This is a genomic window from Delftia sp. PE138, from assembly GCF_018320755.1.
In the GTDB taxonomy this organism is placed as follows: domain Bacteria; phylum Pseudomonadota; class Gammaproteobacteria; order Burkholderiales; family Burkholderiaceae_C; genus Comamonas; species Comamonas tsuruhatensis.
Genome location: NZ_JABEPN010000007.1, coordinates 186,737 through 205,365 on the forward strand (window position 1 = coordinate 186,737; position 18,629 = coordinate 205,365).

At 68.5% G+C, this 18,629-nt stretch carries 13 protein-coding genes and 1 pseudogene; 5 read left to right on the forward strand and 9 right to left on the reverse strand.

All coding sequences use genetic code 11. The annotated features are described in order from the left end of the window. Positions 1-44: 44 nt before the first annotated feature. From HFGMBDPB_RS22400 to HFGMBDPB_RS22410, 3 genes are read right to left on the reverse strand one after another with little or no spacing between them, the layout of a single operon-like run. Positions 45-422, reverse strand: coding sequence for a DUF3325 domain-containing protein (locus HFGMBDPB_RS22400; protein ID WP_043791453.1), 378 nt, complete (start codon positions 420-422; stop codon positions 45-47). Next, on the reverse strand, positions 419-2,143 hold the full coding sequence (locus HFGMBDPB_RS22405) for a PepSY-associated TM helix domain-containing protein (protein WP_212646287.1): 1,725 nt from the start codon (positions 2,141-2,143) through the stop codon (positions 419-421). The genes HFGMBDPB_RS22400 and HFGMBDPB_RS22405 overlap by 4 nt, the downstream gene beginning before the upstream one ends. A gap of 1 nt (position 2,144) precedes the next feature. After that, positions 2,145-2,498 carry a DUF3649 domain-containing protein gene (locus HFGMBDPB_RS22410; RefSeq protein WP_016450745.1) on the reverse strand — a complete coding sequence of 118 codons (354 nt, stop codon included), beginning with the start codon at positions 2,496-2,498 and terminating at the stop codon, positions 2,145-2,147. A gap of 714 nt (positions 2,499-3,212) precedes the next feature. On the opposite strand from HFGMBDPB_RS22410, the gene HFGMBDPB_RS22415 reads away from it, so the two are divergent. Next, a complete protein-coding gene (locus HFGMBDPB_RS22415) occupies positions 3,213-3,584 on the forward strand; it encodes a hypothetical protein (protein ID WP_016452934.1) in 372 nt (123 codons plus the stop codon). A gap of 3 nt (positions 3,585-3,587) precedes the next feature. After that, positions 3,588-3,845: a hypothetical protein gene (locus HFGMBDPB_RS22420; RefSeq protein WP_012205115.1), complete on the forward strand. Its 258-nt coding sequence runs from the start codon at positions 3,588-3,590 to the stop codon at positions 3,843-3,845. Positions 3,846-3,972: 127 nt separating this feature from the next. On the opposite strand, the gene HFGMBDPB_RS22425 is transcribed toward HFGMBDPB_RS22420, so the two are convergent. From HFGMBDPB_RS22425 to HFGMBDPB_RS22450, 6 genes and pseudogenes are all read right to left on the reverse strand, one after another. Further along, positions 3,973-6,507 (reverse strand): TonB-dependent receptor, encoded by a 2,535-nt coding sequence (locus HFGMBDPB_RS22425; protein WP_212646288.1) that lies wholly within the window; start codon positions 6,505-6,507, stop codon positions 3,973-3,975. 124 nt (positions 6,508-6,631) lie between these two features. Then, positions 6,632-7,615: a FecR domain-containing protein gene (locus HFGMBDPB_RS22430; RefSeq protein ID WP_212646289.1), complete on the reverse strand. Its 984-nt coding sequence runs from the start codon at positions 7,613-7,615 to the stop codon at positions 6,632-6,634. Between the two features lie 5 nt (positions 7,616-7,620). Beyond that, entirely contained in the window at positions 7,621-8,124 is a 504-nt protein-coding gene (locus HFGMBDPB_RS22435) for a sigma-70 family RNA polymerase sigma factor (RefSeq protein WP_502757478.1), read from the reverse strand. A gap of 105 nt (positions 8,125-8,229) precedes the next feature. Continuing rightward, positions 8,230-10,692 (reverse strand): TonB-dependent siderophore receptor, encoded by a 2,463-nt coding sequence (locus tag HFGMBDPB_RS22440; protein ID WP_212646291.1) that lies wholly within the window; start codon positions 10,690-10,692, stop codon positions 8,230-8,232. Positions 10,693-10,781: 89 nt separating this feature from the next. Continuing rightward, a pseudogene (locus HFGMBDPB_RS30090) lies at positions 10,782-11,785 on the reverse strand (FecR domain-containing protein). Next, entirely contained in the window at positions 11,764-12,270 is a 507-nt protein-coding gene (locus HFGMBDPB_RS22450) for a sigma-70 family RNA polymerase sigma factor (RefSeq protein ID WP_012205109.1), read from the reverse strand. Before HFGMBDPB_RS22450 ends, HFGMBDPB_RS30090 begins: the two are co-directional and overlap by 22 nt. Positions 12,271-12,497: 227 nt before the next feature. On the opposite strand from HFGMBDPB_RS22450, the gene HFGMBDPB_RS22455 reads away from it, so the two are divergent. The 3 genes from HFGMBDPB_RS22455 to prfB all read left to right on the forward strand — a co-directional run bounded on the left by HFGMBDPB_RS22455 (position 12,498) and on the right by prfB (position 18,599). Next, positions 12,498-15,086, forward strand: a complete 2,589-nt coding sequence (locus tag HFGMBDPB_RS22455) for a sensor domain-containing protein (protein ID WP_209800557.1) — start codon at positions 12,498-12,500, stop codon at positions 15,084-15,086. 257 nt (positions 15,087-15,343) lie between these two features. Beyond that, positions 15,344-17,203 carry a methyl-accepting chemotaxis protein gene (locus HFGMBDPB_RS22460; protein WP_212646292.1) on the forward strand — a complete coding sequence of 620 codons (1,860 nt, stop codon included), beginning with the start codon at positions 15,344-15,346 and terminating at the stop codon, positions 17,201-17,203. Positions 17,204-17,494: 291 nt separating this feature from the next. Next, a protein-coding gene (gene prfB, locus HFGMBDPB_RS22465; protein ID WP_126312227.1) for a peptide chain release factor 2 occupies positions 17,495-18,599 on the forward strand; the annotation gives its coding sequence in 2 pieces (ribosomal slippage) (positions 17,495-17,575 and positions 17,577-18,599; 1,104 coding nt in all). Positions 18,600-18,629 lie beyond the last annotated feature (30 nt).

An 18,629-nucleotide genomic window follows, 5' to 3' on the forward strand; every position in this document is an offset into this window, starting at 1 on the left:
CCTCCCGATCACACACACCCCGAACTGGAACGAAAGCAGGAAACTCATCTGAAAAACCCCGTAATGCCGAAACTGAAAACAATCCACGCCAAATCCGCCACGGCAAGCACGCCAGCCAACCAGGCCAGCCGCACCGCCCAGCGCGCATGGGCGCTGATCAGGGCCACGGCCATCAGCGCGCCGGCGGACACAAAGCCCAGCCAGGCCACCGTGCCCACCGTGCCGCCCCAGCCCGAGACAACGGGCACAAGGGCCAGCGCCAGCAGCGCCGTGCCCAGGCCGCGCAACTGCGGGCCACGGCGGGCCGGCAGCTCGCGCGCGCCGGTCAATTGTTCGTAGTGGCGGTCCATGGCAAAGGCCAGGGCCGCCATGCCTGCAAAGGCCAGGGCCAGTGCGGCCAGGGATGCGTGCAACGTGCTCATGCCTGCACCTCCGAGGGGCCGGCTACGGCGGCCTGCCCCTTGGCCGCCTTTTGCCTGGTGGCGGCACCCTCGCCGCGCCGCGCCAGCCAGCGCCAGGCCCAGGCGGCCGCCAGCCCCGTGGCCAGGCAGAACAGCTCCACCCCGGCGCTTTCCCAGTCGCCCTCCAGCATGTGGGCCGACAGCGGCTCGCCCACGGTGATCCAGTTGAGCAGCGGCAGCAGCAGGCACAGCATGGCCAGCAGGCCCATCTGCTGGCGCCAGGCCGTGGCTGGCGCGCAGGCCAGCGCATGCACCAGCGCCAGGCCCCACAGCCCGAAGAACACGGCCAGCTCCCAGTCAGCGCGGTGCGCCAGGCCCACGGGCACCAGGCGGTTGGCCCACAGGTAGCCGATGCAGCCCAGGCCCAGCCCGGCGATGGCCGCCACGTTCAGGCCCTCGATGAGCCGGTACACGCGCGCCGTGGCGCTGCCGAACTCGCCCTGGTGGCGGCTGCGGCGCTTGACCATGAAGAGGATGGCGCCCGTGGCCATCATGGCCGCGCCCGCCAGGCCGCACAGGAAGTACAGCCACTTCATGGCCAGCCCGCCGAACTTGACCATGTGCAGCCCGCCCATGACCGCCTGGGCCAGCGAGGGGGTGCCGCCGTCGGCGCCGCCGGGCAGGCGTACCTGCAGCACCTCGCCCGTGGCGGCCGAGAACATGGCCATGCCCGAATTGGGGCTCAGGCGCTGATGCGCACGGTCATCGCTGTTCCAGCCGTAGACGCCGATGCGTGCCGAGGCATCGCCGGGATGGTCGATGACCACCGCGCGCACCGCCTGGCCCATCAGCTCCTGGCCGCGCCGTGCAAAGGGCTCCAGATCGGGCACCGCCAGGGGCTTGCCGGACAGCGCGGGCGGCCCGGCCTCGTTCATGTCGGCGATGAAGGCCGTGCGGGCGGCCTGGTCCGTGCCATAGACCGTCCAGACGCCAACGGGCATGAAGCTCAGGCTGGAGATGGCGATGCCGGTATAGGCAATCATGAACTGGAAGGGCAGCGTCAGCACCGCCACGGCGTTGTGCGCGTCCAGCCAGCTGCGCTGGCCCTTGTGTGCGCGAAAGGTGAAGAAGTCCTTGAAGATGCGCTTGTGCGTGATCACGCCGCTGACCAGGGCCACCAGCATGGCCATGGCGGCAATGCCTATCACCCACAGCCCCACCTGCCCTGCATGCAGTTCATAGTGGAAGTCCACGAAATGGTTGCCGCCCATGGTGGCGCGCGCGGCGCCGTGGCCGTGGCCGGCCCCCATTTCCTCGCCCGTGGCGGTGTCCAGCTCGGCATCGGCGTACTGGCGGTTGGCGTCGAACCAGTAGACACGCAGGTCGCCACCGCCCTTGTCGTCGGACGGCCAGATCTCCCACATCTGCGCGCCCTGGTGGTGCTTTTGCATGTAGGCCGCGCCCCAGGCCAGGCGCTGTCCCAGGTCCGCACCCTGCCCGGCCGGCGCGGCGGCGCGCGCTGCCGCCTCGGCCGCCTCGGCCGCCTCCTCGGCATGGTGCTCGGGCGTCATCCAGTGCGTGATGGCTTCCTGGAACACGGCCAGCGAACCCGTGAGGAACACCGCGAACAGCAGCCACGAAAACCACAGCCCGCACCAGGTATGCAGCCAGGCCTGGGCCTGGCGGAAACCGCCCGTGGCAGCGCCGCTGCCGGGGACCTTGCTGATCTGCGCCTTTGCCATCTCAGCCTCCCGCGCCATTGCGCGCCAACAGCAGCGCGGCGCCGCCCATCAGCGCCGCAGGCACCAGCAACCCCAGCCAGACCCGGCCCGCCGAAACCGGCGAGAACGCCCAGATCACCGCCAGCGCGTGCAGCGCAAAGCTCCACTGCATGCCGGCGATCACGGCATCGACACGCGCGCCGGGCAGCGCAGCGGCCAGGAAGGCCGCCAGCGCACTGGCCAGCGCATAGCCGCCGAAGACGGCGGCCAGCAGGCGGGACAGGACAAGCAGGCCCGGATGGGTGGGTTTGGCGGAATGGCCGGATTGGCCGGATTGGCCGGATTGGCCGGATTGGCCGGAATGGGAGAGGGACATGTAGTGGGTTGTTCAGAAAAGCGGCAATGCAAATGCCGAAAGCAATGGCCGTGACGGCCCTCCTGATACATGACAAACGAGATTGAAAAAAAGGCCAGCCGCAATGGACAGCGGCCTGGGTGGTTGCCGGCCTACGCCCGGTGTTGCTGTGCCCGCCCGCAGGCCGGCATGGGGCTGGCGCTCACCCTGCACGCGGAGTGCGGTGAAGGAGGCGGACAAATCCATGGGGCTGGATCATAACCGCGCAAAGAAGAATCATTCTCAATGAACGCAACGCATGCCGGGCTCTTTCAGCGGTCCCTGGGCCATTCCTGAAACGGCGAGATGGCAAGGTGCAACGGGCCGCAAAGCGACTTTGCGCACGCCGCACGCGCTATCATCCGCACCAGCCCCCTGTCACGGGGCCGGTGCTTCAAAACACCCATTTAGTAAGCGGTGCTGCCTCCCCGAAAGCGAGGCCTTATCACGTCTGGATTCCGGGCTGTGGACGCTCGTCCACGCCCCTGCGGTTTCGGGCGGGATGGGGCTACCCGTAAGGGCGTCCGCACATCTTGCTGTGTGTTTTGAACATCCCGTCCACCTGTTTCGTGCTTCAAAACGCGGAGTCGGTGGTTTCAGTCTCAGTAAGGAGCACGGAAACATGACTGCCGTTTCTCTGGCACTCGCCTGCGCGCCCTCTTTTGGCGCCGCCCCTTCCACACGGAGGGCCCAGGCATGAACCCCGCCCAGCCCAAATCCGCCACGGACAGCCACAGCACCCGGCAGCTGTCCAACGCCCTCACCCAGGTGGACCATCTAGTGCAGCAAGGCTGTGCAGAGATTTCCTCCATCGCCCAGCTCGCCCTGGCATGGCTGGAGACCCCCAAGGGCCATCGCCACATGGACGTGGTGGCCCGCGCCCTGCAAAGCATCCGCGACAGCGCCGAGACGCTGGCCGACTACGCAGGGACCGAGGCCCAGGCCATGGGCTGCGGGTTTGAAGACGCGGCCGAGATGCGCCGCGCTGAAGCGGCCGAGGCAGCCGCCAAAGCCATGGCGCACCTGCTCGAATGCCGCACCCATGAGCCGGTGCGCCCGCAGGACTGAGGCATGGCCATGGACAAGGACACCCCCAGAACACAGCCCCCCAGCCTGCACCAGTTGACCAGCGCCATCACCGAGATCCACAGCAGCGTGCAGGAAAACTGCACCGAGATCTCGGCCCTGGCGCAACTGGCCCTGGCGGCAGTGCATGCACCGCAGGAGCACCACAGCCAGCAGGCCCTGGCCCATGCGCTGCGCGCCATCCGGGACAGTGCCGACCTGCTGGCCGGCCATGTGAAGGTGGAGGCCCGGCGCGTGGTGTAGCCCCCATCCGCCGCCTACCCCGCAATGGCTCTGCAAGGCCGCTGGCTCCGCAACGGGCGCCAGCAGCCTGCACCGCCGTCCTCGGCTGCTGCCGCGCCAACTCCACCCCATCCTCACAGGGAAAGCTTCACCACTTGTAGTTCAGCACCGCCATGGCCTGGCGCGGCGTGCCGAACTGGCCCTGGCCGTCGATGTTGACGTAGTACTTCTTGTTGAAGAGGTTGTTCAGGTTCAGCTGCAGCGAAAGCCTGGGGCTGAAGGCATAGCGCGCCATGAGGCTGGCGGTGGCGAAGGATTTCTGCTCGAAGACCAGGTCATTGCCCGCCACGAAGACGCTGGCGCGGGTGCGGCTTTGCCATTGCAGGCCGCCGCCCACGGTGAGCTGATTCCATCCACCGGGCAGGCGGTAGGAAGTGAACAGCTGGGCCTGGGTCTTGGGCGCCCAGGCGTTGATGGACAGGCCCTGGGCGTCACGCGCGACGGTGTGGGCAATGCCGGCCGACAGGTTCCAGCCTGTGGCCAGCTCGCCCGAGACCTGGGCCTCGAAGCCCTTGCTGGTCACGCCCTTGGCGCCGTAGTAGGCGAAGTCGGTGGTGCCGGGCACGACCTGGCCTTCGTCCAGCTGGGCCACGTTGTCCTGCTGGATGCGGAAGACGGACAGGGAGCTGTTGAGCCTGCCGTCCAGGTGCTCGCCCTTGATGCCGATCTCGAAGCTCTTGCCCGCCACGGGGTCCAGGTAGCTGCCGCCGCGGTCGCGGTAGTTCTGGGGCTGGAAGATGTCGGTGTAGCTGGCATAGGCCGAGAAGCCTTCGCTCAGGTCCAGGACGACGCCGGCATAGGGGATGAAGACATCGTGCGAGCGGTTCTCGCTCAGGCTGCGCACCTTCCAGCTGCTCTGGCGCCCGCCCACGATGAGCTTGACCGGATCGGCCAGCGACAGGCGCAGCGCGCCGTACAGCGCGTCCTGGCGCGTGTGGTCCAGGCTGCTGGTGGTCAGCGGCCCCCAGGTGGGCTCGGCATAGGAGCCGTCCCATTGGTAGTAGTTGCCCACGTCCTGCAGGGGGCTGGTGCGCGCATGGCCGGCCTTGTGCTCGCGGGCACGGCTGCTGGTCAGGCCGACCACGGCCTCATGGCGGCGCCCGCCCAGTTCCCAGCCGCCCGTCACCTGCAGGTCGGCGCTGTTTTGCTGGAAGCTGTATTCGGAGTAGTTGGGCAGGGCCGCCATGCCCAGGCCGGTGGTGATGTCGGGCTGGCGCATGAGGTACAGCAGCTTGGCGTCGTAGGCGCTGTCACGGTGCACGAAGTTGGCCTTGAGCTTCCAGTCGTTGCCGAAGCGGTGCTGCAGGTTGGCGAAGATGCTTTTGTTGGTGCTGTTCCAGCGCGTCCAGTTGGCGGCCGTGGTCTTGGAGGTGCTCCAGTCGGCCGGCATGCCGTTCGTGAAGACCAGCGGCAGGCCGCCCCAGGTCGAGCCGGTGGGCCGGTTGGCCTGGTAGTCGGCGCCCACGCTGAGCGTGGTGTCGGGCGTGAGGTCGGCATCGATCACGCCGTAGAAGACCTGCTTGCGCGCGTGGTAGAGATCCACATGGGAGTCGCGTTCTTCGGCCATGCCTGCGACGCGTGCGCGGATGCGGCCGTCCTGCGTCAGCGGCATGGACAGGTCCACCGTGCCGCGATGGTGGTTCCACGAGCCCACGCTGGCCGAGGCCGAGCCCGTGAACACCTTGCTGTTGGCGTGCTTGCGCACCATGTTGATGGAGGCCGACGGATTGCCCGCGCCCGTGAGCAGGCCCGTGGCGCCGCGCACCACTTCGACGCGGTCATAGATGGTGGTGTCGTTGCCCGATTCGCCGTAGAACGACAGGCCGATGGAGGTGGGCACGCCGTCGTACTGCAGGTTGTCCACGTAGAAGCCGCGCGAGTAGAAGTCCGAGCGGTCGCTGTCCGAGCTGACGACATGGATGCCGGTGACGCTGCGCATGGCGTCGTTGAGCGAGAGCAGGCCCTGGTCCTCAATCTGCTGGCGCGTGAGCACGCTGACGGACTGCGGCGTGTCGCGCAGCGACAGGCTCAGGCCCGTGGCCGCCGCCGTGGCCGGCGTGGTGTAGGAGCCCGAGCCTTCGGTGGTGGGGCTGGCCTGGGCCGAGGCCGTGACCAGCACGGTCCTGAGTGTCTGGGAGGACGGCGCGCCTGCCGCACCCGCAGCACCCGCCGCGCCGGAGGTGGCCGGCACCACGGGCATCTCGCGCAAGGTGTAGCCGCCACCGGCCGAGCGCACGGCCGCCAGCGGCGTGCCCAGCAAGGCGCGGTCCAGCGCCTGCTCCACGGTGAAGCGCCCGCTCACACCGCCGCTGCGCAAGCCTTCGGTGACGGCCGAGCCGAAGGTGACCAGCACGCCGGCCTCGCGCCCGAGCTGGTTGAGCACGCTTTCCAGCGGGCCGGCGGCAATGTCGTACTGGCGTTGCTGCGAAGCACCGGCAGCCGGCTGCGCCCAGGCCTGTGCCGGAGCCAGGGCGCCTGCGGCGGCCAGCCCCGCCAGCGTGCCCGCGCACAGCACCTGCAGCGCCAGCGCCACGGGCCGCAACGCCGGGGCCGCCTGGGATGGGCGGACAGTGGGGGCGGCAGCCTGCCGCATGGAGTTCTGGCGCATGGTCTGAGGGCGCATGGAAAGGCCTTGTTGCAATGGTTGTAGAGAAGCGTTGGCGCACGCTGCGGTGCGCTCCTGTCTCTGTTGACAGCCATCGCCGGCAAATCAGCTCAAATTTTTTTCAAAAGAGAGGCGAAGGCCTTCATGCCTTGTGCGGCGCCGCAGGCCGCACCATCACCCAGTAGCGCGAGAAGGATTGGATTTCCACGGGCAGCGACGAGGTCAGCGCGGCCAGCACGCGGTCGGTATCGGCCAGCGGATAGGCGCCGGAGACGTGCAGGCCGGCCACGGCCGGGTCGCAGCCCAGGCGCCCGCGCCGGTAGCGGCCCAGCTCGGCCAGGAAATCCTCCAGCCGCATGCGCGAGGCCACCAGCATGCCTTCGGCCCAGGCGCTGGCCGCCGTGTCCAGCGCGCCGGAGTGCACGGCCTGCTGGGCCGTGAACGTGCCCTGCTCTCCCGCATCGACGCGCTGCGCGGCATGCGGGGCATGCGCGGGCCGCAGTTGCACGGCGCCTTGCAGCACGCCCACTTCGATGCCGGGCTCGCGCTCGCGCACCGTGAAGCGCGTGCCCAGGGCCTGGACGGCGCCCATGGCGGTCTGCACGATGAAGGGCCGGTGCAGGCTGTCCGGCGCGGTCTGCACGAGGATTTCGCCACGCACCAGCTCCAGCACGCGCTCGGCCGCGCCGTAGCGCAGGTTGAGGGCGCTGCCGGTGTTGAGCACCACGCTGCCGCCATCGGGCAGCGGCAGCCGGCGCTGCTCGCCTACGGCAGCCACCTGGTCGGCCGTCCAGCCGCGCCAGGCCTGCGAGCGCACGACGGCCGCGGAGCCTGCGCCCGAGACCAGCAGCACGGCCAGCGCCTGCACCGCACGGCGCCTGCCGGCCGAGCCGGGTGCGGCCAATGCGGCACGCGCCAGCGGCATGGGGATGCCGGCCATCTGGCTGCCCATGGATTCGATGCGCTGCCAGGCGGCCTCATGCTCGGGGCTGGCCGCACGCCAGCGCTGCAGGCCATCGTGCTGCCGGGCCTGGGCCTGGCCGGAGTTCAGTTGCAGCCACCATTGCACGGCCTGGCGGGCCACTTCGGCAGAAATGGGGGAAGAAGCGGAAGGGAACGCCTGCATGCCGACTACTCCGGGAAGAAGCAGCGCATGGCCGCCTTGGCCAGATGCCGCTTGACGGTGGAGACGGAAATCCCCAGCTCGGCCGCGATCTCGCCATGGCCGAGCCCTTCGAGCTGGGCCAGCAGGAAGGCCTGCTTGGCCAGCGCGGGCAGGCGGCCCAGGCGCCGGTCTATCTCCACCAGGGTCTCCAGCACCATGAGCCGGACCTCGGGCGGCGGCGCCATGGGCTCGGGCATGGCGGCCAGGGCATCGAGATAGGCCTGCTCGATGGCGCGGCGCCGCACCTGGTTGATCAGCAGGTTGCGCGCAATGGTGGTCAGGTAGGCGCGCGGCTCCTGGAGCTGGTCCAGCCCCTTGGCGCCCAGCACCTTGAGGAAGGTGCTCTGCGCCAGATCGGCCGCGTCGAAGGCATTGCCCACCTTCTTGCGCAGCCAGCCCTGCAGCCAGCCGTGGTGGGCCAGGTACAGGGATTCGACATGGGCGGACAAGGAAGGCGATGGGCTGGACACGCGGCGACCCGAGATTGAGAATAATTCTCAATTATAGGCAACTGCGACCTTCTTGCGGCCCAGCTCTCCCGCATGCTGCTGCAGTCCGTTCCTCCTGGCCGTGTTTCAGAACTTGCCGCGCAGGGTGAGCGTCGCGCTGCGCGGTGCGCCGTAGACATTGCCCCAGGCCGGCGCGCCTATGGTCTGGTAGTAGGTCTTGTCGAACAGGTTGGCCACGCTCAGTGCCACGGACCAGTTGCGGTCGATCCGGTAGCCCAGGCGGGCAGACCACACGGCATAGGCTGGCTGCACATCGGTGATGGCGCCCACCGCGCGCGAGCTGGCGGTCTGGAAGTTGACGCCTCCGCCCACGTTCCAGGCGCTCCATTCGCCCGGCAGGCGGTAGTCGCTCCAGACACGCAGCATGTGCTTGGGCGTGTAGGTGCTGGCGAACTCCACGCCGGCATTGGAGGTGTTGTCCAGGTACTTGAAATGGCTGAAGGTGTAGCCGGCAAACAGCTGCCAGCCGCGCGCCACCTCGCCGCTGATCTCGGCATCCAGCCCCTGGCTTCGGACCTTGCCCACGGAGACATAGCAGTAGGTGCTGGCCGAGCAGGGGTTGACCAGGTCCTCTTCGGCGCGGTTCTTCTGGTCGATGCGGAACAGGGCCACGGCTGCGTTCACCCTGCCGTCCAGCAATTCGCCCTTCATGCCCACTTCCAGATTGCGCCCCTTGATGGGAGCCAGCAGGTCGCCGGCCGCCGTCACGGCGTTCTGGGCCTGGAAGATGTCGGAGTAGCTGGCATAGGCCGACCACTGGTCATTGAGCGCATAGACCAGGCCGCCATAGGGCGTGATGACGCCGCTTTCCTTGTACGGGTCGTTGTAGGCCTCGCCCGTGTTGCGGTAGTTGCTGCTGCCCGTGAAGCGGGTGACGCGGGCGCCGCCGATCAGGGTCAGCGCATCGGTGAGGCCCAGCCGCGCCACGCCGTAGGCGCCGGACTGGGTCATGCGGGTGCGGCTTTCATCGCCACGATAGCGGTTGGCCAGGAATTCCGCGCGGGACGGCTCGCGGATGGCGGCGCTCGGGTCGAACACGTTGTTGGGCAGGCCCATGCGGATCAGCGAATAGTCGCTGTCGTTGACCATGCGGCCCGTGTTGGCGCCAAAGCTCAGCGAATGCCGGCGGCCGAAGGCGTCGAATTTGCCGTCCACCGCCACGTCCAGGGTCTTGTTGTCGGTGGTGACATCGAACAGGCCGGCATACATCTCGTTGCCCGCCAGCGTGGCGGGATGGATGGCCCCCAGGGCGAAGGCGTACTTCATGTCGTGCTTTTCCCGGGTGTAGCCCGCCGTGGCCTTGACGGTCCAGTCCGCGTTGAAGCGATGCTGCAGCTCGGCAAACAGCGATGTCTGCTCGCTGTCCCAGCGGTTCCAGTCCGCGCCCAGGAAGGTGGAGCGCGGCAGCCGCAGGTCCGCCCCGTCGGCATAGCGCGGCAGGCCCTGGAAGAACGGCGTGGAGCGCAGCCGCTCGTGGGTGGCGCCCACCGTCAGCCGGGTCTGGGAGCTGAGGTCGTACTCCAGCACGCCGTAGAGCACGCCGGTGCGGCTGCTGGCCACGTCGTAGAAATAGTCGCGGCTGTTGAGGCTGGCGACCACGCGCCCGCGCAGCGTGCCGGCCTCGTTGAGCGGGCCCGTGGCATCGATCTCGCTACGCAGGTTGTTCCAGGAGCCCGCACTGGCCGATACCTCCAGCTGGCGCTCTGCCAGGGGGCGCTTGCGCACCATGTTGATGGCCGCGCTGGGAGAGCCCGCCCCCTGCAGCAGCCCCGTGGCACCGCGCACCACTTCCACGCGGTCCAGCGTGGCGGCGTTGCTGGTGAAGTTGTCGGCCTGCGGATAGTAGAAGGCGCGGTTCACGCCATCGAACTGGTAGGTGTCCACGCGGAAGCCGCGCGAGTAGATATAGCGCCCGCCCATGGGGCTGTCGTACATGGTGATGCCCGTGGTGCTGGCCAGCACGTCGTCCACGGTGTGGAGGTTCTGGTCGTCCATGCGCTGGCGCGTGATCACGCTGATGGACTGGGGGATGTCCTTGATCGCCTGCTCGCCCTTGCCCACCGTGACCGCGCGGGCCGCGTAGCTGCCCGTGCCTTCGCTGGTGGCGCTGCGCTCGGCGCGGGCCGTCACCTGCACTTCGTTCAGGACCGTGGTGGAACCGGCGCCAGCGCCGGCCGGTGCGGCCTGCCTGCGCAGCGTGTAGCTGCCATCGCTGCGCGCCACCATGTCCAGCCCGCTGCCGGCCAGCAGGCGCTGCAGCGCCTGCTGCGGCGCGTAGTGGCCGGACAGGGCCGGGCTGGTCAGCCCTTCGGTCAGCGCAGGATCGAAGGACAGCGAAATGCCCGCCGCCGTGGCCACGCCAGCCAGCGTGCGGCCCAGCGGCCCGGGCGCAATCTGGTAGGTCTGGGCTGCGGGGGCCGGTTCGGCCGCCTGCCCGGCGCCTGCGGCCAATGCCATGCCCAGCAGGGCCAGGCGGGCGGCATGCGCCAGGGGATGGAAGACGGGATGCGGCATGGGTACGGCAGGCATGGAAATCGGTCCTTGGAGGCGATGAAGAAAGAAGCTCTTTCCCCGTTGCCAGCCGAGATCCGAAAAAGTGTCACCCTGCCTCGATTTTTTTAGTTCCTGGCGACCACGGTGATCCAGTAGCCGCGCATGCGCGTCTGCACGTCGACGGGATAGGTGGAGGCCAGCATGGTCAGCGTCCGGTCCGTATCGCCCAGCGGGAAGGAGCCGGACACGCGCAGGGCGCGCACCTCGGGCGCGCACTGCAGCAGGCCGGGCCGGTAGCGCGACAGTTCGGCGCAGAACGCGGCCAGCGGCATGGCGTCGGCCATCAGCATGCCGTGGGTCCAGGCCGTGGCCTCGGGCTGCAGGGGCTGGGGCGCGGTCACCTCCCCCGCTCGCAATACCGTTTGCTGACCGGCTTGAACGACCAGCGCCGGGCTGGCGGCGCCGCGCAGCGTCACTTCCACGGCTCCCTCGGTCACGGCCAGGCGCACGGGCCCGCCGTCCGCCCTGCCCCCTCTTGCCGCACGGTGAAGCGGGTGCCCAGGGCGCGCAGCCGGCCATGGGCGGTGTCCACGACAAAGGGGCGGTGCGGCGTGGCGGTATCGGCCGCCGTTTCTATGGAAATCGCGCCCTGGCGCAGGGTGAGCAGGCGCAGTGCGCCATCAAACCGGATGTCCACCGCGCTGGCCGTGTCCAGCAGGAGGCGGCTGCCATCGGCCAGATGCTCGGTGCGGCGCTCGCCGGTGGCGGTGCGCAGGTCGGCGCCCCAGCCGCGCTGGTCCGCCGCACTCCATACCAGCCAGCCTGCAGGCGCCACGGCCAGCAGCGCGGCCAGCCGGGCCACGGCGGCGCGGCGCTGGGCGCGGTGGCTTCGGGGCCGGTCCAGCGCCGGCATGGCCAGCGCTGCAGGCAGGCCGCCCAACTTGCCCAGCAGCCGCTCGGCGCGCTCCCAGGCCAGGGCATGCTGTGGGTCGGCCTGGCGCCAGCGCTCGCAGGCGGCGCGGTCGGCGTCGGTGGCGCCGCTGTCGTGCAGGCGCATCAGCCATTCGGCGGCCTCGTCGAGCACGCGCGCTTGCAGGGGCGTCTCCATCACGCCATTGCCACCAGGCATTGGCGAAACGCCTGGGCCATGTAGCGCTTGACGCTGGTGAGCGAGACCTCCAGCTGCTGCGCGATGTCCTCGTACTTCATGCCGTCCAGCTGGGACAGCAAAAACGTGCGCCGCACGATGGGCGGCAGCGCGTCCAGCATGGCGTCTATCTCGTGCAGGGTCTCCAGTACCAGGGCGCGTTGCTCGGGCGACGGCGCCACGGGCTCGGGCAAGGCGGCCAGGGCTTCGAGGTAGGCGCGCTCCAGCGCTTGGCGCTTGTACCAGTTGACGAGCACGCCCTTGGCCACCGTGGTCAGGTAGGCACGCGGCTCCTGCACACCAGCCAGGTCGCGCACGCCCAGGATGCGCACGAAGGTGTCCTGCGCCAGGTCCGCCGCATCCGCCCCGTTGCCCAGCCTGCGGCGCAGCCAGCCCTGCAGCCAGCCATGGTGGGCGGTGTACAGGGAGGCGGCTTCTCGGTGCTGGGGGGTGGAGGCGGATGGCATGGTAGGACCCGATGGCTTGAAGGCGGGAGTCACCATCAAACAAGAATCATTCTCAAATCATTGTAACCAGCGGAATCACTTGCCTAAGAGTGCCATCAGGCGGACCATCCAAAGGCGAACAGTGGGAGCAAGTGCGACCAGAGTGGCTGACATCCAGCTGCTGCGCCGGATCGGTATCATTTAGAAACAATCAATCATCAGCTCAGCATCCATCAGGAGAGCGAACCATGTTCGAAACGCGGGTAGCAGGCACGGCAGGACAACAGGCGCTGTGGAGCACGCTGGACAAGGCCATGGCGCTGGCGGAATTCACGCCCGAAGGCCGGCTGATGCGCGCCAATGCCAACTACGAGGCCATCCTCGGCTATCCGGCCACGGGCGCTGAAGGTCTGCTTCACAGCGATCTGTGCACGCAGGCCCAGGCCGACCCGGCCGCCTACGGTCAGTGGCGCCAGCGCTGGGGCGCGGGCGAGACGGTTTCGCGCGTGGGAGAGCACCGGCGCCGCGACGGAAGCACCTGCTGGCTGGAGGCCACCTATGCGCCCGTGCTCGATGCGGCCGGCGCCCTCAGCCATGTGCTGTGCATTGCCACCGATGTCTCGGCCCGCATGCTGGCCGACCGCCGGCGGCAGGAGCACATGCGGCGCCTGTCCCTGGTGGCAGACGCCACCGATGCGGCCGTGGTGATCGCCGATGGCAACTGGACCATCAGCTATGTGAATGCGGGCTTCAGCCGCATGTTCGGCTGGAGCAGCGAGGAAGTGGTGGGCCGTGCGCCCATCGCCCTGCTGGTGCCCCATGCCTCGCCCGAGTTCACGGCCGCCTACCGTGCCGAGCTGGACGCGGGCAAGCCCGTGTACCGCGAGGAGATCCTCGTCGGCAAGGACGGCGAGCGGTATTGGGTCAGCGCCCAGGCCAATCCCGTGATGGGGCCGGACGGGCGGCTGCAGACCACGGTGACGGTGATCACCGACATTACCGAAGCCAAGATGCATGAGGTGCTGCAGCGGCGCGCCCTGGAGGCCATGGCCCGCGACCAGCCGCTGACCGAGGTGCTGGACCTGGTGTGCCGCGAGGTCGAGCGCATTGCGCCCGATATCGCGGTCTCGGTGCTGGAAGTCGATGACCAGAACCGCCTGCATCCGCTGGCCGCGCCCAGCCTGCCGGCCTCCTATTCGGCGGCGCTGGACGGCGTGCCCATCGGCCCCAATGTCGGCTCCTGCGGCGCGGCGGCCTTTCACAACCGGCCCGTGCTGGTGGGCGACATCGCCACCGACCCGCTGTGGGCCGACTACAAGCACCTCATCCTGCCGCTGGGGTATACGGCCTGCTGGTCCACGCCCATCTGCGGGCTGCAGGGCGGCGTGGCCGGCACCTTTGCCTTCTACTACCGCCATTTCAACCGGCCCGGCCCCGATCCCTTCCACCAGCGGCTGGTGGAGGCCTGCACCGACCTGTGCGCGCTGGCGCTGGAGCGCGAGCAGGCACGCCGCCGCATCCGGCAGCTGGCCTTCTACGACGGGCTGACCACCCTGCCCAACCGCAGCCTGCTGCTGGCCCAGGCCGAGCAGGCGCTGTCCGTGGCTTCGCACGAGGGCCACGAGCTGGCCGTGGTCTTCATCGACCTGGACCGTTTCAAGCAGGTCAACGACTCGCTGGGCCACCCGGCCGGCGACCGGCTGCTGTGCAGCGTGGCCCAGCGCATTCAGGCGGAGCTGCGCACGGGTGACATTGCCGGGCGGCTGTCGGGCGATGAATTCGTCATCGTGCTGCCACACTGCGGCGGTGCGCAGGCGGCCGAGGTGATAGAGCGGCTGCAGTCGGCACTTGGCGAGCCCTGCATGATCGACGACGTGTCCCTGGCCAGCACGGCCAGTTGCGGCATTGCCGTGTTTCCTGCCGACGGGCGCGACATGGAGACCCTGCTGCACCGCGCCGACATGGCCATGTACCAGGCCAAATCGGGCGGACGCGGGCTCTACAGCTTCTTCAGCCCCGAGATGAACCGCCTGGCCCAGGAACGCCTGGTGCTGGAGACGGCGCTGCGCGACGCCCTGCGCAGCGGCGGCCTGCGCCTGCACTACCAGCCCCAGCTCGACCTGAAGGACGGGCGCCTCTACGGCGTGGAGGCCCTGGCGCGCTGGAGCCATGCGGAATTCGGCGAGATCTCGCCCGCACGCTTCATTCCGCTGGCCGAGGAATGCGGCCTGATCGGCGAGCTGGGCACCTGGGCACTGCGCGAGGCCTGCCGCCAGCTGGGCGAGTGGCGCAGCCGGGGCATCGACGTGCCGGCCATGTCGGTCAACCTCTCGCCCACCAGCTTTCACAACCTGGACCTGCCGCGCATGATTGCGGACACGCTGGAGCACAACGCGCTCAAGCCGCAGGACCTCACGCTGGAGATCACCGAAAGCCTGCTGCTGGACACCAACCCGGGCACCATGCGCACGCTGCAGGCCGTGCATTCCCAGGGCGTGCGCCTATCGATGGACGACTTCGGCACGGGCTACTCCAGCCTCAGCTACCTGCGGCGCCTGCCGGTCAGCGAACTCAAGCTGGACCGCAGCTTCGTCGCCGACCTGGAGCACGACGAGGCCGCCCAGGCCCTGAGCAACGCCATCCTGGGCATAGGCCGCAGCCTGCACCTGACCGTGGTGGCCGAGGGCGTGGAGACGGCAGCGCAGAACACCATCCTGCGCGAACAGGGCTATCCGGTGGCACAGGGCTATCTGTTCTCTCGCCCGCTGCCGGCCGCTGATCTGGAGCGGTGGCTGCAGGCATCGAGCGCGCAGGCCGGCCTGGCGACGGACGTGTGAGCGGACATGTGAACGGGCATGTGCGCGGACCAGGCCATGCGCGCGGAGACCTTGGCCGGCAAAAGTAACAATCCGCAATAAATATTCGGACTGGACCTATTTTTCCCTAAGCCTCGCCGGCAAGTGACCGATATCTGCGGCATGGCGGCGGCTGAGTGTCGGCCCCGCTGATCGCCACAGGTCGCCACCGTTTCCGCCGACTCCCAGCCCCAGCCGCTCATCCGCTTCCGCTCTTCGCCATACGGCACTCCCCCACCATGATGTTTTTCCGCAATCTGAAGCTGGCCCCCAAGCTGCTGGCCTCCTTCATCGCCCTGCTGCTGCTGACCGCAGGCCTGGGCCTGTTCTCCGTGGTCCAGCTGGACCGCGTCAACCAGACCGCCACCGACCTAGCCCACCACTGGATGCCTGCCGAGCGCGTGCTCCTGGAGATGCGCTACCAGCTGCAGCGCTACCGCTCGCAGACCATGCAGCATGTGCTGGCCACCTCCATGGAAGAGATGGCCGTCTACGACAAGAACATGCCCGCGCTGTGGTCCGAGCTGCTGAAGAACCAGCAGGCCTTCGAGCGCTATGCCAATACGGCTCGCGAGCGCGAGCTGATGGCAGGCATCAAGGACGATCTGGGCCAGTACTCGCAGCACACGGCAAAGATCGTGGACCTGTCCCACGCCCTGCGCACCGACGAGGCGTCCGAGCTGCTGCGCGGCGATTCGGTCAAGACCAGCCGCGCCATCAACAGCAAGCTCGATGAACTGATCAAGCTCAACGCCCAAGGCATCGAAGATGCCAACCAGGCCGGTGACGACATCTTCACGGCTGCGCGCTGGTGGGTGATCGCCCTGCTGGTGGGCGCCGTGGTCTTCGGCCTGGCCATGGCCCTGCTGATCGCCCGCAGCGTGGCGCGCCCCCTGCAGCAGGCCGTGAGCCTGGCGCAGGCCGTGGCCGCAGGCGACCTGGGCAGCCGCATCGAGGTGCATGGCAAGGACGAGACCGGCCAGCTGCTGCTGGCCCTGCAGCACATGAACGAAAGCCTGCAACGCATCGTGGGCCAGGTGCGCCAGGGCACGGACTCCATCGCCACGGCCAGCGGCCAGATCGCATCGGGCAACCAGGACCTGTCGGCCCGCACCGAGGAGCAGGCCAGCTCGCTGGAGCAGACCGCCGCCTCCATGGAGGAGCTGACCTCCACCGTCAAGCAAAACGGCGCCAACGCCCAGCAGGCCAACCAGCTGGCCGCCGCCGCGTCCCAGGTCGCCGTGCGCGGCGGAACGGCCGTGGCCCAGGTGGTGCAGACCATGTCCGCCATCAACGATGCCTCGCGCAAGATCGTGGACATCATCGGCGTCATCGACTCCATCGCCTTCCAGACCAACATCCTGGCGCTGAATGCCGCCGTGGAAGCGGCCCGCGCCGGCGACCAGGGCCGGGGCTTTGCCGTCGTCGCCTCGGAAGTGCGCACCCTGGCCCAGCGCTCGGCCGCCGCCGCCAAGGAGATCAAGCAGCTGATCGACGACTCGGTGGGCAAGGTCGAGGAAGGCAGCGCCCAGGTCGATTCGGCCGGCAAGACCATGGAGGAGATCGTGGCCAGCGTGCGCCGCGTGACCGACATCATGGGCGAGATCTCGGCCGCCAGCCATGAGCAGACGGCCGGTATCGAGCAGGTCAACCAGGCCGTCACGCAGATGGACCAGATGACCCAGCAGAACGCGGCCCTGGTCGAGGAATCGGCGGCGGCCACCGGCGCCCTGCAGGCCCAGGCCAAGGCTCTGGCCGAGGTGGTGAGCGTGTTCAAGCTCTCGCCGTCCACCGGCATGCTGGGCAGCAGCCGCGGTGTCAGCCACGCCGCCGCCGTGGCAGCGCCCCGCCAGACACCGGCGGCGCCCCGTCCGCATCTGGCGCCTGCCGCTCCCAAAGGCGCTGTGCCCGCACGCGCATCGGCCGCCCTGCCTTCTGCAACTGGTGCGGCCGGTGCAGCCGGTGCAACCCCTGCTCCGGCAGGCGCCGCGCGCCCGGCCCAGCCGGCGCAGCCGGCCCGGCCTGCCGTGACCGCACCTGCAAGGGCCAAGGCCAAGGCGGCCAGCACGGCCTCCGACGACGATTGGGAAACCTTCTGAACCAGGTTTTCGCCCGCCCCGCCGGGGGCGGACACACCGGCCAAGGCCCGACCAGCTCCTGCTGGCCGGGCCTTTTTTCCGGGCGCCTCGCAGGCGGATCACGCCCCTGCCATGGCCAAGCCCTTCAAATCTGCCATGATCGACCGCTGCAAGCCCTTGTTTTGAAAGCCCTCGCCAGTCTGCAGCCCTCCCGCAGCCCCGCGCGACAGGCGCTTGGCCCGGCACGGTGCCCCAGCATGAGAAAATCGGCGATTCAGCCAAGAACACATTCATCAGAAGACGGAACACATCATGGAAGCAGAACGCATCAACCTCATCGGCAACACCCTCGAAGATCTGTCGCAGCGGACGGCAGATCTACGGAGGTATCTTTGACTACGATGCAAAGTACGAACGACTGCGCACGGTAAATGCCTCGCTGGAAGATCCCAGCGTCTGGAACGACCCCAAGAAGGCCCAGGAGCTGGGCAAGGAAAAGAAGCTGCTCGACGGCGTCGTGCTGACGCTGCAAAAGCTCACCACCGAGCTGGCCGACAACGCCGAGCTGTTCGAGATGAGCAAGGAAGAAGGCGATGAGACCGGCCTGCTCACCATCGAGGGCGAGACCGCCAAGCTGCAGCCCCTGATCGAGGAACTGGAGTTCCGCCGCATGTTCGGCAAGGAAGCCGATCCGCTGAACTGCTTCGTGGACATCCAGGCCGGCGCCGGCGGCACCGAAGCCTGCGACTGGGCCGGCATGCTGCTGCGCCAGTACCTGAAGTACGCCGAACGCAAGGGCTTCAAGGCCACGGTCGAGGAAGAGACGCCGGGCGACATCGCCGGCATCAAGAGCGCGACCATCCACATCGAGGGCGAGTACGCCTACGGCCTGCTGCGCACCGAAACCGGCGTGCACCGCCTGGTGCGCAAGTCGCCCTTCGACAGCTCGGGCGGCCGCCACACCAGCTTTGCCTCGCTGTTCGTCTATCCCGAGATCGACGACTCGATCCAGATCGAGATCAACCCCTCGGACGTGCGCACCGACACCTACCGCGCATCGGGCGCCGGCGGCCAGCACATCAACAAGACCGACTCGGCCGTGCGCCTGACGCACATCCCGACCGGCATCGTCGTGCAATGCCAGGATGGCCGCAGCCAGCACAGCAACCGCGATGTCGCATGGCAGCGCCTGCGCTCCAAGCTCTACGAGCACGAGATGCAAAAGCGCATGGTGGAGCAGCAAAAGCTGGAGGACACCAAGACCGATGTGGGCTGGGGCCACCAGATCCGCTCGTACGTGCTGGACAACAGCCGCATCAAGGATTTGCGCACCAACGTCGAAATCTCGGCCACCCAGAAGGTGCTGGACGGCGACCTCGACGCTTTCATCGAAGCCTCGCTCAAGCAAGGCCTCTGAGTTTCAAGCCCCTGGGCGGCACCGGCCGCA

Coding starts and splice junctions, on each gene's coding strand:
- HFGMBDPB_RS22400 (WP_043791453.1), bottom strand. CDS start 422: ATGAGCACGTTGCACGCATCCCTGGCCGCACTGGCCCTGGCCTTTGCA.
- HFGMBDPB_RS22405 (WP_212646287.1), bottom strand. CDS start 2,143: ATGGCAAAGGCGCAGATCAGCAAGGTCCCCGGCAGCGGCGCTGCCACG.
- HFGMBDPB_RS22410 (WP_016450745.1), bottom strand. CDS start 2,498: ATGTCCCTCTCCCATTCCGGCCAATCCGGCCAATCCGGCCAATCCGGC.
- HFGMBDPB_RS22415 (WP_016452934.1), top strand. CDS start 3,213: ATGAACCCCGCCCAGCCCAAATCCGCCACGGACAGCCACAGCACCCGG.
- HFGMBDPB_RS22420 (WP_012205115.1), top strand. CDS start 3,588: ATGGCCATGGACAAGGACACCCCCAGAACACAGCCCCCCAGCCTGCAC.
- HFGMBDPB_RS22425 (WP_212646288.1), bottom strand. CDS start 6,507: ATGCGCCCTCAGACCATGCGCCAGAACTCCATGCGGCAGGCTGCCGCC.
- HFGMBDPB_RS22430 (WP_212646289.1), bottom strand. CDS start 7,615: ATGCAGGCGTTCCCTTCCGCTTCTTCCCCCATTTCTGCCGAAGTGGCC.
- HFGMBDPB_RS22440 (WP_212646291.1), bottom strand. CDS start 10,692: ATGCCTGCCGTACCCATGCCGCATCCCGTCTTCCATCCCCTGGCGCAT.
- HFGMBDPB_RS22450 (WP_012205109.1), bottom strand. CDS start 12,270: ATGCCATCCGCCTCCACCCCCCAGCACCGAGAAGCCGCCTCCCTGTAC.
- HFGMBDPB_RS22455 (WP_209800557.1), top strand. CDS start 12,498: ATGTTCGAAACGCGGGTAGCAGGCACGGCAGGACAACAGGCGCTGTGG.
- HFGMBDPB_RS22460 (WP_212646292.1), top strand. CDS start 15,344: ATGATGTTTTTCCGCAATCTGAAGCTGGCCCCCAAGCTGCTGGCCTCC.